Here is a 14,029-nt window from a genome sequence, read left to right on the forward strand (position 1 = left end):
CCCTACTTCGGGCTGTCGTCCTCTCCGATGTGGTGGACTCGGACCAGGTTTGTGGAGCCTGAGACTCCGGGGGGTGAGCCGGCTGTGATGACGACGATGTCGCCCCTCTGGCAGAGGCCGTGCTTCAGGAGCAGTTCGTCGACCTGGTCGACCATCGCGTCCGTGGAGTCGACGTGCGGGCCCAGCAGTGTCTCGACGCCCCACGTGAGGTTCAGCTGCGAACGCGTCGCCTGGTCCGGGGTGAAGGCCAGGAGCGGGATCGGCGAGCGGTAGCGGGACAGCCGGCGGACCGTGTCGCCGGACTGGGTGAAGGCCACCAGGAACTTCGCGCCCAGGAAGTCGCCCATCTCGGCGGCGGCCCGCGCGACCGCGCCGCCCTGCGTACGGGGCTTGTTCCGGTCCGTCAGCGGCGGCAGCCCCTTGTCGAGGATGTCCTCCTCCGCCGCCTCCACGATGCGGGCCATCGTGGCGACCGTCTCCACGGGGTACTTGCCGACGCTGGTCTCACCGGAGAGCATCACCGCGTCCGTGCCGTCGATGACCGCGTTGGCGACGTCCGAGGCCTCGGCACGCGTCGGCCGCGAGTTCTCGATCATCGAGTCGAGCATCTGCGTGGCGACGATGACCGGCTTGGCGTTGCGCTTCGCCAGCTTGATCGCGCGCTTCTGGACCATCGGAACCTGCTCCAGGGGCATTTCGACGCCGAGGTCGCCCCGGGCCACCATGATGCCGTCGAACGCGGCGACGATGTCCTCGATGTTGTCGACGGCCTGGGGCTTCTCGACCTTGGCGATCACGGGGAGGCGGCGGCCCTCCTCGTCCATGATGCGGTGGACGTCCTCGATGTCGCGTCCGCTGCGGACGAAGGAGAGGGCGATGACGTCGCAGCCGGCACGCAGCGCCCAGCGGAGGTCGTTCTCGTCCTTCTCGGAGAGGGCGGGGACGGAGACGGCGACGCCGGGGAGGTTGAGGCCCTTGTTGTCGGAGACCATGCCGCCCTCGACGACGGTGGTGTGGACGCGGGGTCCGTCGACGGAGGTGACTTCGAGGCAGACCTTTCCGTCATCGACGAGGATGCGTTCGCCGGCGGTGACGTCCGCGGCGAGGCCGGCGTAGGTGGTGCCGCAGGTGTGGCGGTCCCCCTGGGCGTCCGCCTCCACCGTGATGGTGAAGGTGTCGCCGCGTTCGAGGAGTACGGGGCCTTCGGTGAAGCGGCCGAGTCGGATCTTGGGGCCCTGGAGGTCGGCGAGGATTCCGACGCTGCGGCCGGTCTCGTCGGATGCCTTGCGTACGCGCTGGTAGCGCTCCTCGTGGTCGGCGTAACCGCCGTGGCTCAGGTTGAGGCGGGCTACGTCCATTCCGGCTTCGACCAGTGCTTTGATCTGGTCGTAGGAATCGGTGGCGGGGCCCAACGTACAGACGATCTTTGCTCGGCGCATGGTGTGAGCCTAGGGCTTACCAGTGGGTAGGGAATTGGCGCTGCATGACTACTCAACGGCCTTTGCGTGAAGGGATATTGACAAGGGTTGGATTGTGCGCGGGGGTGCTCCGATGAGCATTTCCGGCGATGCCCGAAGCCGCTTTCACAGGGCCGGCGGTGACATGGTGAAGCGGGCGTTGACCTGTGCGTACACGTGTTGCCTTTCGGGTTCGAGGTCGAGGGCGGGGGCCTGTTCGGGGGCGGCGGCGTCGAAGCCTTTGGAGCGCATGGCGAACTGCGGGGCCGCCATGGCGTAGGGCTGGACGTTCTCCGCTTCGAGGTCGGCGAGTTCGACGAGTGCGGCGAGGGTGGTGCCGAGGGCTTCGGCGTATTCGCGGGCCCGCTGGACGGCTTCGCGTACCGCTTGCTGTCTGGCGCGGCGGTGGGCGGGGGAATCGGGACGCAGGGCCCACCACGGGCCGTCGACGCTGGTGAGGTCGAGCTCGGCGAGGCGGGTGGTGAGTTCGCCGAGGGCGGTGAAGTCGGTGAGTTCGGCGGTGAGGTGGACGCGGCCGTGGTAAGCGCGCACGCGTTCGCCCCGGCCGTGTCTGGTGAGTTCGGGAGTGATGGAGAAGGCGCCCGTTTCGAGTTTCTCGACGGCGTCGCCGTAGGTCTTGATGAGGTCGAGGGCGGTGGTGTTGCGGCGGGTGAGGTCGGTCAGGGCGTCGGTGCGGTCGGTGCCGCGGGCGCTGACGGTGATGCCGATGCGGGCTATCTCGGGGTCGACTTCGAGGTGGGCTTCGCCGCGGACGGCGATGCGGGGGGCCGCGGGGGTGCCGTAGGGGGTGGCGGGCCCGGCGGGGTGCTCGGGTGCGGAGGTCATGCGTACCACTCTGTCACCGGCGGCACGGTCGTGGTGGCTGCCGGCCGTGGTGCCCGCCGGTCATCAGATCGAAACCTGCGGGGGGTGTTGCCGCGTGGGGTGATCGGGTCAGAATCTACGCGCGTTGTTGTGATGCGGGCCGGTATCCACATCGCCGTCTACGCGCGTCATTGATCGTTCCTGCGAGGAGTAGCCCGTCATGCCGTTGAACCGCCGGAAGTTCCTGAAGAAGTCCGCTGTGACCGGGGCCGGGGTCGCTCTGGCCGGTGTGGCCGCGGCGCCGGGCGCCGAGGCCGCGGTGGCGAAGGGGCACGGGAAGCCGAAGCCGAAGCGGTACGCGCTGACGGTGATGGGCACGACGGATCTGCACGGTCACGTCTTCAACTGGGACTACTTCAAGGACGCGGAGTACAAGGACGCGGCGGGCAACGCGCAGGGTCTGGCACGTATCTCGACGCTGGTGAACGCGGTGCGCAAGGAGAGGGGCCGCGGGAACACGCTGCTGCTGGACGCGGGCGACACGATCCAGGGCACGCCGCTGACGTACTACTACGCGAAGGTCGATCCGATCACCGCCAAGGGCGGGCCCGTGCACCCGATGGCGCAGGCGATGAACGCGATCGGTTATGACGCGGTGGCGCTGGGAAATCACGAGTTCAATTACGGCATCGAGACGCTGCGGAAGTTCGAGCAGCAGTGCCGTTTCCCGCTGCTCGGTGCGAATGCGCTGGACGCGAAGACGCTGAAGCCGGCTTTCCCTCCGTACTTCATGAAGACGTTCCATGTGAAGGGTGCTCCGCCGGTCAAGGTCGCGGTTCTCGGTCTGACGAATCCCGGTATCGCGATCTGGGACAAGGCGTATGTCCAGGGGAAGCTGGTGTTCCCGGGACTTGAGGAGCAGGCGGCGAAATGGGTGCCGAAGCTGCGGTCGATGGGTGCGGACGTGGTGGTCGTGTCCGCGCACAGCGGGTCCTCCGGTACGTCGTCGTACGGTGACCAGGTGCCGTATGTCGAGAATTCGGCGGCGTTGGTGGCGCAGCAGGTGCCGGGGATCGACGCGATTCTGGTCGGGCACGCGCATGTGGAGATTCCCGAGCTGAAGGTGACGAACACGAAGTCGGGGAAGACGGTCGTCCTGTCGGAGCCGCTGGCGTACGCGGAGCGGCTGTCGCTGTTCGACTTCGAGCTGGTCTTCGAGAAGGGCCGCTGGTCGGTCGAGTCGGTGGCGGCGTCGGTCCGCAACTCGAACTCGGTGGCGGACGACCCGCGGATCACCAAGCTGCTGAAGGACGAGCACGAGGTGGTCGTGGCGTACGTCAACCAGGTGGTCGGGACGGCCACGGAGACGTTGACGACGGTGGAGGCGCGGTACAAGGACGCGCCGATCATCGACCTGATCACGAAGGTGCAGGAGGACGTGGTCAAGGCGGCGCTGGCGGGGACGGAGTACGCGTCGCTGCCGGTGCTGTCGCAGGCGTCGCCGTTCTCGCGGACGTCGGAGATCCCGGCGGGGGATGTGACGATCCGGGATCTGTCGAGTCTGTACGTGTATGACAACACGCTGGTCGCGAAGTTGCTGACGGGTGCGCAGGTGCGGGCGTACCTGGAGTTCTCGGCGGAGTATTTCGTGCGGACGGCGGCCGGTGCGGTGGTCGACGTGGAGAAGCTGACGAACGCGGGCAACCGGCCGGACTACAACTACGACTACGTGTCGGGGCTGTCGTACGACATCGACATCGCGCAGGCGGCGGGTTCGCGGATCAAGAACCTCTCCTTCAACGGTGCGGCGCTGGACGACGCGCAGCAGTTCGTGCTGGCGGTGAACAACTACCGGGCGAACGGTGGTGGCGCGTTCCCGTACGTGGCGTCGGCGAAGGAGCTGTGGGCGGAGTCGACGGAGATTCGTACGCGGATCGCGGAGTGGGTGACGGCGAAGGGTTCGCTGGACCCGAAGGAGTTCGCCTCGGTGGCCTGGAAGCTGACGCGTGAGGGCACGCCGGTCTTCTAGGGGCCGGGGGTCTGTGCGGGTGGTGCCACTGGTGGCTGGCTGATGCTCAGTCGGCCACCAGTGGTGTGAGGGTCTGGGGGCGCCTGGCCGGTGGGATGTGGGGTCGGGGGGTGAGTCCGAAGGTGGTGAACGCGGTGCGGCTGGGCAGGGGGTAGGGGTCCTTGCCGGTCAGGGTGTTGAGGATGCTCGCGCTGCGCCAGGCGGTGAGGCCGAGGTCGGGGGCGCCCACGCCGTGGGTGTGTGTCTCGGCGTTCTGGACGTAGACGGATCCGGTGACGGAGGGGTCGAGGACGAGGCGGTGCCGGTCGTCGATGCGGGGGCGCGCGGAGGCGTCGCGGCGCATGTAGGGGTCGAGGCCGGCGAGGATGCGGTCGAGGGGGCGTTCGCGGTAGCCGGTGGCGAGGACGACGGCGTCGGTGGTGATGCGGGACCGGCCGGCCTGCTGGGCGTGTTCCAGATGTAGTTCGACTTTGGTGGTGGCGATGCGTCCGGCGGTGCGGACGTGGACGCCGGGGGTGAGGACGGTGTCGGGCCAGCCGCCGTCGAGGGTGCGGCGGTAGAGCTCGTCGTGGATGGCGGCGATGGTGTCGGCGTCGATGCCTTTGTGGAGTTGCCATTGGGCGGGGACGAGCCGGTCGCGTACGGGCTCGGGCAGGGCGTGGAAGTAGCGCGTGTAGTCGGGCGTGAAGTGTTCGAGCCCGAGTTTCGAGTACTCCATGGGGGCGAAGGCCTCGGTGCGGGTGAGCCAGTGGAGTCTCTCGCGGCCGGCGGGGCGGTTTCTGAGGAGGTCGAGGAAGACTTCGGCGCCGGACTGGCCTGATCCGATGACGGTGACGTGGTCGGCGGTGCGGAAGTTCTCGCGGTGTTTCAGGTAGTCGGCGGCGTGGATGACGGGGACGCCGGGTGCGTCGGCGAGGGGCCGCAGGGGTTCGGGGATGTGGGGGGCGGTGCCGATGCCGAGGGCGATGTTCCTGGTGTAGGTGCGGCCGAGGGCCTCGGCTTCGCCGTCGGTGTCGAGTTGGGTGAAGTCGACTTCGAAGATGTCGCGTTCGGGGTTCCAGCGGACGGCGTCGACCTGGTGGCCGAAGTGGAGGCCGGGGAGGCTGTCGCTGACCCAGCGGCAGTAGGCGGCGTATTCGGCGCGGTGGATGTGGAAGCGCTCGGCGAAGTAGAAGGGGAAGAGGCGTTCGCGGGTCTTGAGGTAGTTGAGGAAGGTCCAGGGGCTGGCGGGGTCGGCGAGGGTCACGAGGTCGGCGAGGAAGGGGACTTGGAGGGTGGCGCCGTCGAGGAGGAGGCCGGGGTGCCAGTCGAACGCGGGGTGTTGTTCGTAGAAGACGGCGTCGAGTTCGGCGAGGGGGTGGGCGAGGGCGGCGAGGGAGAGGTTGCTGGGGCCGATGCCGATGCCGACGAGGTCGCGGGGGGCTTCGGGCTGGTGGTGCGCGGGTGGTGTGGCGGGCGGCGTCATCGGGCGGTGTGTCCTTCCACCAGTTTCAGGAGTGCGGCGAGGTCGTCGGGTCCGGTGTGCGGGTTGAGCAGGGTGACTTTGAGCCAGAGGCGGTGGTCGAGCCGGGCGCGGCCGAGGACGGCGCGGCCCTCGGTGAGGAGGGTGCGGCGTACGTGGGCGACGGCCGCGTCGGTGGCGTGGGCGGGGCGGAACAGGACGGTGCTGATGGTGGGCCGGTCGTAGAGCTCGAAGTGCGGGTGTACGTCGATGAGTTCGGCGAGTGCGGTGGCGTGGGCGCAGACCTGGTCGACGAGGGCGCCCAGTCCGCTGCGGCCGAGCGTCCTGAGGGTGACGGCGATCTTGAGGATGTCGGCGCGGCGGGTGGTGCGCAGGGAGCGGCCGAGGAGGTCGGGGAGGCCGGCTTCGGTGTCGTCGTCGGCGTTGAGGTAGTCGGCGTGGTGGGTGAGCGGGTGCAGGTCGTGGGGGTCGCGGACGGCGAGGAGGCCCGCGGCGACGGGCTGCCAGCCGAGTTTGTGCAGGTCGAGGGTGACGGTGTGGGCGCGGCTGAGGCCGTCGAGTCGGGGGCGGTGGCGGTCGCTGAGGAGGAGGCCTCCGCCGTAGGCGGCGTCGATGTGGAGGCGGGCGCCGTGGGTTTCGCAGATGTCGGCGATCTCGGGGAGCGGGTCGATGAGGCCGGCGTCGGTGGTGCCCGCGGTGGCCGCGACGAGGACGGTGCCGGGTGGGCCGCCGAGTGCGGTGAGGGCCTGGTCCAGGGCGGCGGGGTCCATGGTGCCGGCCGGGGTGGGCACGGTGACCGGTTCGGGAAGGCCGAGGAGCCAGGCGGCGCGGGGCAGGGAGTGGTGGGCGTTCTCCGCCTGTACGAGGCGCACGTGGGGGTGTTTCTCGCGGGCGAGGAGGAGGGCGAGCTGGTTGGACTCGGTGCCGCCGGTGGTGACGAGGGCGTCGGGGGTGGCGGTGTCGGCGGTTGGTCCGGTGGGGGGATAGACCTCGGCGGCGAGGGCTCGGACGACGAGGGTTTCCAGTTCCGAGGCGGCGGGGGCCTGGTCCCAGGAGTCGAGGGACGGGTTGAGGGCGGAGGCGGCGAGGTCGGCGGCGGTGGCGACGGCGAGGGGCGGGCAGTGCAGGTGGGCCGTGCACAGGGGGTGGGCGGGGTCCGCGGCGCCCGCGGCGAAGGCGCGCACGAGGGTGTGGAGTGCGTGGTCGTCACCGTGTTCGGGGAAGGGGTCGCCGAGGGCTTGGCGCAGGTGGGCGGCCACGGCAGGGGGGCCGCCGGCGGGGAGGGGGCCGGGGCGGTCGGCGGCGCCCGTCCTCAGTGCGTCGAGCACGGTGGCGAGTAACGGACGGAGGTTGTCCGGGCCTTGGGGGCCCGAGGCGAGGGCTGTGCTCATGCGGTCTCCGGGGCGCGCGACGGGGTTTCCAGCTTGTCGCGTTCGGGGCGGCGTGCCCGGGAGTTCGGTGATCGGTACCCGAAAGTGTGGTGGTGGCCCCTTGAAAAGCAAATGATTGCGCCGTTCTTCCCGCCCCCCGACGGGGCGCGAAGAACGGCGCGGTTCATCCTGACCGGCCCGCGGCCGGGAGATCGCGCCCCCGCTGATGACCCCGCTAACGCGTGCGCGAGCGCAACGCTCGGGTCATGTCGTCCAGTTGGTCCGTCAGTTTGCGGGCCAGGGACGGGATGGGCCCGGATTCGGCGAGGCAGCGTTCGCCGAGGGCGAGGGTCTCGGCGTCGACGGCGTACGCGGGAAACGCCCACCGGCCCGCCGCGTCGGCGATGGCGGGCCCCCGGCGGGCGGCCAGGGCGACGGCGTCCTCGAAGTACCGCGGCACGTAGGCCCGTACCAGATCGGCCTGTTCGGGCTGCCAGAAGCCGCGGGCGGTGGCGGTGAACAGGTAGTTGGACAGGTCGTCGCCCGCGAACATCGCCTCCCAGGCCGCGCTCTTGGCGACCGGGTCGGGCAGCGCGGCGCGGCAGCGGGCGGCACCCTCCTGGCCGGTGGCGCTGGGGTCCTGGACGAGTTCGGCGTCGATGACGGCGTCGTCGATCGCGCCGAGGACGGCGAGGCGGCCGAGGATGCGCCAGCGCAGTTCGGGGTCGAGTTCGGGTCCGCCGGGGACGGTGCCCTCGGAGATCCAGGCGCTGATGGTGTCGGGCCGGGCGGCGACGTCGATGAGGTGGCGTACGGCGAGGAGGCGCAGCCCGGGGTGGTCGCCGTCCTCGGTGCGGCGGAGCAGGTCGCGGCCCAGGGAGGTGAGGGTGGCGAGGGCGGTGGGCCGGTCGTGGGCGGGGAGGTAGCGGTCGGCGACCTGGGTGGCGGCGAAGGTGAGGACGCCCTGGACGATGGCGAGGTCGGTCTCCTCGGGGAGGTGGGCGCGGACGGTGTCCAGGTAGGCGCCGGGGTCGAGGTCGCCGTCGCGGACCATGTCGCGCAGGGTGTTCCACAGGACGGCCCGGGTGAGGGCGTCGGGGACGCCGGAGATGCCGCGCAGGACGGTCTTCTCGGAGTCGTCGTCGAGGCGGATCTTGGCGTAGGTGAGGTCGTGGGCGTTGGGCACGACGAGGGCGGGCCGGGTGCCGGGGCGGGGGGCGGCCGGTCCGTGGTGCGGGACGTCGGTCTCGTAGCGTTCGCGCAGGACGAGTGCGCGGTCGCTGCCGAGGTCGCGGTCGTAGACACCGATGTCGACGCGGTGGGGGCGGCTGCCGGTGCGGTCGAGGGTGAGGGTCCACTCCCCCGGCTGGGCGGCGACGGTCGCGGTGAGGGTGTCGACGCCGGTGGTGCGCAGCCAGGACTCGGCCCAGGCGTGGACGTCGCGTTCGGTGGCCGCCGCGAGGGATTCGATGAAGTCGGCGAGGGTGGCGTTGGAGAACTTGTGGCGGGCGAAGTGGTTGTTGATACCGGTGAGGAAGTCTTTCTCGCCGAGCCAGGCGACGAGTTGGCGCAGGGCGGAGGCGCCCTTGGCGTAGGAGATGCCGTCGAAGTTGAGGAGCGCGGAGGCGGTGTCGGGGACGGCCTCGGGGTCGGGGGCGACGGGGTGGGTGGAGGGGCGCTGGTCGGCGTCGTAGCCCCAGGCCTTGCGGACGATGCCGAAGTCGGTCCACGTCCCGGTGAAGCGGGTGGCTTCGGTGAGGGTCTGGTAGCCCATGTACTCGGCGAAGGACTCGTTCAGCCAGATGTCGTCCCACCAGCGCAGGGTGACGAGGTCACCGAACCACATGTGGGCCATCTCGTGGGCGATCACCATGGCGCGGGTCTGGCGTTCGGTGTCGGTGACGGCGGAGCGGTAGACGAACTCGTCGCGGAAGGTGACGAGCCCGGGGTTCTCCATGGCGCCGGCGTTGAATTCGGGGACGAACGCCTGGTCGTAGGAGTCGAAGGGGTAGGGCTCCTCGAACTTCTCGTGGTAGCGGTCGAAGCAGGCGCGGGTGATGTCGAGGATCTCGTCGGCGTCGGCTTCGAGGTGGGGCGCGAGCGAGCGGCGGCAGTGGATGCCGAAGGGCAGGCCGCGGTGTTCGGTGCGTACGGAGTGCCAGGGGCCGGCGGCGACGGCGACGAGGTAGGTGGAGATGAGCGGGGTGGGGGTGGCCTGCCAGGTGCCGTCGGCGGTGCGGGTGGTGACGCCGTTGCTGAGGACGGTCCAGTCGTCGGGGGCCGTGACGGTGAGTTCGAAGACCGACTTGAGGTCGGGCTGGTCGAAGGCCGCGAAGACGCGCTGGACGTCGTCCATGAACAGCTGGGTGTAGACGTAGGTCTCGCCGTCGGTGGGGTCGGTGAAGCGGTGCATGCCCTCACCGGTGCGGGAGTAGCGCATGTCGGCGTCGACGCGCAGTTCGTGGGTGCCCGCGGTGAGGCCGGTGAGGGGGAGCCGGTTCTCGTGGAGCGCCGCCGTGTCGAGGGGCTGCCCGTCGAGGGTGACGGAGCGCAGTTCGGCGGGCTTGAGCTCGACGAAGGTGTCCCCGCCCCCGTGGCCCCCATCGTGGTTCCCGCCCTGGTCCGCGCCCTGGTCCGCGCGGACGGTGAAGGTGATGGTGGTGTGGGAGTGGAACGTCTCGTCGCCGCGCGTCAGGTCGAGTGCGATCTTGTAGCGGTGGACGTCGAGGAGTGTGGCACGGGTCTGCGCTTCGTCGCGCGTCAGTACGGACATGGGTGCCATGCTGCCTGATGGGCTGGGCTCGGCACAGGGGCGGCCCGGTATGCCCGGGCGCGTGCGCGGGCGGCTCGGGGTGGTGCGCGGGCCTACGCCGTGCGGCCCTGTTCCTGTTTGCGGGGAGCGGGGCGCTGGGCGGCGATCGGGGGGTCGTAGTGGGCGGTGGGTTCCTTCACGAGGGCCTTGAGTTCGCGCACTTCCCTCTGCAGGGACCGGTATCGCTGGTGGGAGTCGTACAGGTAGCGGACCTTCGTGCGCAGGGTCCAGGGGTCGATGGGCTTCATCACGAGGTCGGCGACGCCGAGGCGGAACGCGGCGGAGGTGAGGGCGGTGCTGGCGCCGAACCCGGTGACGAGGATGATCGGGATGAGCTGCGTCTGTTCGACGCCCTGCATGTAGCGGACGACGTCGAGGCCGCCGACGCCGGGCATGTGCACGTCGAGCAGGAGCAGGCCGATCTGGCCGCGCAGGACTTCCTTCAGCGCGTCGTCGCCGCTGGTCGCCCGGGTCAACTGGTAACCGAGGGGAGCCAGGGCGCTTTCCAGTGCGTAGAGCGTGTCCTCGTGGTCGTCGACTATGAGGATCTTGGCATCCGACGGCATGGAGCGAAGTCCCCTCGCTTGGACCGATGAGCTTGCGGCCGAACCGACTGACAGGGAGTGCTCAGCGCAGGATGCCTCATTTCGGCGCGCACGCCGAGGGTCGGGGCTCACAACGGCCGGAGAACGGGTGCGCGCCGGTGGCCGGGAGGGGTCATTCGCGGGTGTGGGTGTCCTCCGCGATGCGCTCGTGGTGGCGGATGACCTCGGCGATGATGAAGTTCAGCAGTTTTTCCGCGAACGCCGGGTCGAGGTTGGCGTTTTCGGCCAGTCGGCGGAGTCTGGCGATCTGCTGGGCCTCGCGGGAGGGGTCGGCGGGCGGCAGTTGGTGGGCTGCTTTGAGGTGGCCGACCTGCTGGGTGCACTTGAAGCGCTCGGCGAGCATGTGGACGACGGCGGCGTCGATGTTGTCGATGCTCTCGCGCAGCCGGTCGAGGTCGGCGCGGACGGCGGGGTCGATGTCACCGGTGCCGCCGCCGACGCCGGCCCTGCTGTTGGTGTTGCTGCTGTTGTCGGTGTTGCTGGTGGTCATGGATGCCAACCCTACGTCGGGTGTCTCAGCCGGTGTGGGTCCTGTCGATGATCGGGGGATCGCCGGGATCGGGGACCTGGTCGCTCCAGCCGCCGGGGACCGTGTGGGCCTGTTGTTCCCTGAAGCGCACGGGTGCCATCCCGACGCGTCGGGTGAACAGGCGGGAGAAGTAGGCGGGATCGTCGTAGCCGACGCGTCGGGCGACGGCGGCGACGGGGAGTTCGGTGGCAGCGAGGAGTTCCTTGGCGCGGCCCAGGCGGACGCCGAGGAGGTAGTCCTTGGGGCTGCAGCCGGCGCCCCGGCGGACGGCGGTGCGCAGTTCTGCGGGGGTCATGCCGTGCCGGGTGGCGTGGTCGGCGACGGTGAGGGGTTTGCAGGCGTCGCGGGCGAGGGCCTGGAGGACCTGTTCGCCGTCGGGGGCCGTGTCGGCGCGGGCGCGGCGCAGGGTGACGAGGAGTTCGTGGACGGCGGCGCTGGTCTCGACTTCGAGGAGGGGGTTGCCGCGGCGGGCGGCGCGGACGATGCGGCCGACGGTGGCGCGGGCGGCGCCGGCGTCGGAGAGGGCGACGACGGGCCGGTGCGGTTCGATGTAGCCGAGTTCGGTGTAGGTGTCGGCGGTGGGCCCGGTGAAGTCGACGAAGGCCTCGTCCCAGCCGGTGTCGGGGTCGGGCCCGTAGTGGTGCGGCACGCCGGGGGTGAGCCAGAGCAGGGCGGGGGCGGTGACCGTGGTGCGCCGTCCGTCGGGGGTACGGAACCAGCCGCGGCCGGTACTGACGACGACGGCCACGTGGTGGTCCAGGGTGCGGGGTCCGACGGTGGGCAGGGTCCCGTGCTGGAGTCCGACGCCGAGGCAGACGAGGCCGAGCCGGTGGTGGGCGGGCCCGGGGGTGAAGAACCGCATCCAGGTGTGATACATCCGCTTCCTCCCTCCCGGCGACTGCACGTCGGCTGCCCGTCGGCTGTCCGTCGGTTGCTCCTCGGTTGCTCCTCGGTTGCTCGTCGGCTTCCTCCGGAACTGCGTCCAACCGGTGCCGATCTTTGTCCATGGACCGGGCCCGCCGCCAGGGGTGAGGGTGGCGGGCATGAGCGAGTTCACGGTGGGGGACGCCGATTTCCTGGTGGACGGACGGCCGGTGCGGCTGCTGTCGGGGGCGCTGCACTACTTCCGGGTGCACGAAGGCCAGTGGGGGCACCGGCTGGCGATGCTGCGGGCGATGGGCCTCAACTGTGTGGAGACGTACGTTCCGTGGAATCTGCACGAGCCGGCGCCGGGCGTGTTCCGGGACGTGGACGCGCTGGGCAGGTTCCTGGACGCGGCGCATGCGGCCGGGCTGTGGGCGATCGTGCGGCCGGGTCCGTACATCTGCGCCGAGTGGGAGAACGGCGGGCTCCCGCACTGGGTGACCGCTGGGCTCGGCGCGCGGATACGCACCCGGGACGAGCGGTTCCTGGGGCCGGTGGAGCGGTGGTTCGCGCGGTTGCTGCCGCAGATCGTGGACCGGCAGTTCGACCGCGGCGGCCCGGTGGTCATGGCGCAGGTGGAGAACGAGTACGGCAGTTACGGCTCGGACCTGGTGTACTTGCGTCGCCTCGCCGAACTGCTGCGCGCGGGGGGCGTACGGGTGCCGCTGGTCACGTCGGACGGACCCGAGGACCACATGCTCACGGGCGGCTCCCTGGACGGCGTACTGGCGACGGTGAACTTCGGTGCGCAGGCGCGCGAGGCCTTCGGGACGCTGCGCCGGCACCGGCCGTCGGGGCCGTTGATGTGTATGGAGTTCTGGTGCGGCTGGTTCGACCACTGGGGCGGTGAGCACGCCGTACGTGATCCGCTGGACGCGGCGGAGGCGCTGCGGGAGATCCTGGGGTGCGGGGCGTCGGTGAACCTGTACATGGCGCACGGCGGCACGAGTTTCGCCGGCTGGGCGGGCGCCAACCGGGGCGGCGCGCTGCACGAGGGGGCCCTGGAACCGGACGTGACGTCGTACGACTACGACGCGCCGGTCGACGAGGCCGGCCGCCCCACGGAGAAGTTCTGGCGGTTCCGCGAGATCCTGGCCGCGTACGCGGACGGCCCGCTGCCCGAAGTGCCGCCCGCACCGGCCTCGTTGGGCTCCCCCACCACCGTGGACCTGACGGGCTGGGCTCCCCTGTCGGCGGTCCTCGACACCCTCGGCGGACCGGAGACGGAGACCCCCGTACCGCCCACGTTCGAGGAACTGGACGTGGACCGCGGACTCGTGCGCTACACCGTCGACGTGCCCGGACCGCGCCGCCCCTACCCGCTGACGGTACGAGGGCTGCGGGATCTGGCGGTCGTGTACGTCGACGGGATGCGGGCCGGGGTCGTGACCGGGCAGGAGCCGGAGCTGAGGGAGCCGGTCGCGGGCCCGGCGCGGGTGGAGCTGTGGGTGGAGTCGCTGGGGCGGGTCAACTACGGGCCGCGCACCGGCGAACCGAAGGGCATCACGGGGGGTGTGCTGCACGAACGGCAGTATCTGCACGGGGTGCGGGCGCGGGCGCTGCGGCTCGACGCGTTCGACGCAGGGGTGGAGGGGGTGCCGTTCGGGGCGCTGCCGGCAGGGTCCGCGCCCGGCCTCTACCGGGGCACGGTCACGGTGTCCGCCCCCGGGGACGCGCGCCTCGAACTCCCCGGCTGGACCAGGGGTTTCGCCTGGCTGAACGGCTTCAACCTGGGCCGCTACTGGTCGCTGGGCCCCCAACCGACCCTCTACATCCCGGGCCCGACTCTGAAAAGGGGCCGGAACGAGATCTGGCTACTGGAACTGGACCACGCGGCGACCACCCCAACCCTGACGCCCCCGGACACCCCGTAAGGGGCGCGGGGAACGGCGCAGTCTTTCGCTTTTGCCCTGAAGGGGCGCGGGGAACGGCGCAGTCTTTTACTCTTGGGGGCGCGGGGAACGGCGCAGTCTTTCGCCTTTGGGGGCGCGGGGAACGGCGCGAAAGACGGGCGCT

Annotated in this window: 10 protein-coding genes; 2 read left to right on the plus strand and 8 right to left on the minus strand. The window is 70.6% G+C overall.

From position 1 onward, the window contains the following. Positions 1-2: 2 nt before the first annotated feature. Together pyk and K3769_RS08925 are read right to left on the minus strand one after the other, a co-directional pair. Positions 3-1,439 (minus strand): pyruvate kinase, encoded by a 1,437-nt coding sequence (gene pyk, locus K3769_RS08920; protein ID WP_267025889.1) that lies wholly within the window; start codon positions 1,437-1,439, stop codon positions 3-5. 144 nt (positions 1,440-1,583) lie between these two features. Then, positions 1,584-2,303, minus strand: a complete 720-nt coding sequence (locus K3769_RS08925; RefSeq protein WP_267025890.1) for an SIMPL domain-containing protein — start codon at positions 2,301-2,303, stop codon at positions 1,584-1,586. A 199-nt stretch (positions 2,304-2,502) separates the two neighbouring features. Between K3769_RS08925 and K3769_RS08930 the strand changes: the two genes are divergently transcribed. Beyond that, a complete protein-coding gene (locus K3769_RS08930) occupies positions 2,503-4,311 on the plus strand; it encodes a bifunctional metallophosphatase/5'-nucleotidase (protein ID WP_267025891.1) in 1,809 nt (602 codons plus the stop codon). Positions 4,312-4,357: 46 nt separating this feature from the next. On the opposite strand, the gene K3769_RS08935 is transcribed toward K3769_RS08930, so the two are convergent. From K3769_RS08935 to K3769_RS08960, 6 genes are all read right to left on the minus strand, one after another. Further along, positions 4,358-5,776, minus strand: a complete 1,419-nt coding sequence (locus K3769_RS08935; RefSeq protein WP_267025892.1) for a lysine N(6)-hydroxylase/L-ornithine N(5)-oxygenase family protein — start codon at positions 5,774-5,776, stop codon at positions 4,358-4,360. Further along, positions 5,773-7,164 carry a pyridoxal phosphate-dependent decarboxylase family protein gene (locus K3769_RS08940; RefSeq protein WP_267025893.1) on the minus strand — a complete coding sequence of 464 codons (1,392 nt, stop codon included), beginning with the start codon at positions 7,162-7,164 and terminating at the stop codon, positions 5,773-5,775. Before K3769_RS08940 ends, K3769_RS08935 begins: the two co-directional genes overlap by 4 nt. Positions 7,165-7,378: 214 nt before the next feature. Continuing rightward, positions 7,379-9,925: an aminopeptidase N gene (gene pepN / locus K3769_RS08945; RefSeq protein ID WP_267025894.1), complete on the minus strand. Its 2,547-nt coding sequence runs from the start codon at positions 9,923-9,925 to the stop codon at positions 7,379-7,381. 83 nt (positions 9,926-10,008) lie between these two features. Beyond that, positions 10,009-10,521 (minus strand): response regulator, encoded by a 513-nt coding sequence (locus K3769_RS08950; protein WP_267025895.1) that lies wholly within the window; start codon positions 10,519-10,521, stop codon positions 10,009-10,011. 151 nt (positions 10,522-10,672) lie between these two features. Beyond that, on the minus strand, positions 10,673-11,050 hold the full coding sequence (locus K3769_RS08955) for a chorismate mutase (protein ID WP_267025896.1): 378 nt from the start codon (positions 11,048-11,050) through the stop codon (positions 10,673-10,675). Between the two features lie 25 nt (positions 11,051-11,075). Next, positions 11,076-11,966 (minus strand): helix-turn-helix domain-containing protein, encoded by an 891-nt coding sequence (locus K3769_RS08960; RefSeq protein ID WP_267025897.1) that lies wholly within the window; start codon positions 11,964-11,966, stop codon positions 11,076-11,078. A gap of 166 nt (positions 11,967-12,132) precedes the next feature. On the opposite strand from K3769_RS08960, the gene K3769_RS08965 reads away from it, so the two are divergent. After that, entirely contained in the window at positions 12,133-13,887 is a 1,755-nt protein-coding gene (locus K3769_RS08965; protein ID WP_267025898.1) for a glycoside hydrolase family 35 protein, read from the plus strand. The last annotated feature ends 142 nt before the right edge of the window (positions 13,888-14,029 follow it).

Origin of the sequence: Streptomyces ortus (assembly GCF_026341275.1) — a bacterium.
GTDB classification, from domain to species: Bacteria; Actinomycetota; Actinomycetes; order Streptomycetales; family Streptomycetaceae; genus Streptomyces; species Streptomyces ortus.

Excerpts from the sequence above, each read along its gene's own strand:
- K3769_RS08955 (WP_267025896.1), bottom strand. The coding sequence starts at position 11,050 with ATGACCACCAGCAACACCGACAACAGCAGCAACACCAACAGCAGGGCC.
- K3769_RS08950 (WP_267025895.1), bottom strand. The coding sequence starts at position 10,521 with ATGCCGTCGGATGCCAAGATCCTCATAGTCGACGACCACGAGGACACG.
- K3769_RS08965 (WP_267025898.1), top strand. The coding sequence starts at position 12,133 with ATGAGCGAGTTCACGGTGGGGGACGCCGATTTCCTGGTGGACGGACGG.
- K3769_RS08935 (WP_267025892.1), bottom strand. The coding sequence starts at position 5,776 with ATGACGCCGCCCGCCACACCACCCGCGCACCACCAGCCCGAAGCCCCC.
- K3769_RS08930 (WP_267025891.1), top strand. The coding sequence starts at position 2,503 with ATGCCGTTGAACCGCCGGAAGTTCCTGAAGAAGTCCGCTGTGACCGGG.
- K3769_RS08940 (WP_267025893.1), bottom strand. The coding sequence starts at position 7,164 with ATGAGCACAGCCCTCGCCTCGGGCCCCCAAGGCCCGGACAACCTCCGT.
- pepN (WP_267025894.1), bottom strand. The coding sequence starts at position 9,925 with ATGGCACCCATGTCCGTACTGACGCGCGACGAAGCGCAGACCCGTGCC.
- K3769_RS08925 (WP_267025890.1), bottom strand. The coding sequence starts at position 2,303 with ATGACCTCCGCACCCGAGCACCCCGCCGGGCCCGCCACCCCCTACGGC.
- pyk (WP_267025889.1), bottom strand. The coding sequence starts at position 1,439 with ATGCGCCGAGCAAAGATCGTCTGTACGTTGGGCCCCGCCACCGATTCC.
- K3769_RS08960 (WP_267025897.1), bottom strand. The coding sequence starts at position 11,966 with ATGTATCACACCTGGATGCGGTTCTTCACCCCCGGGCCCGCCCACCAC.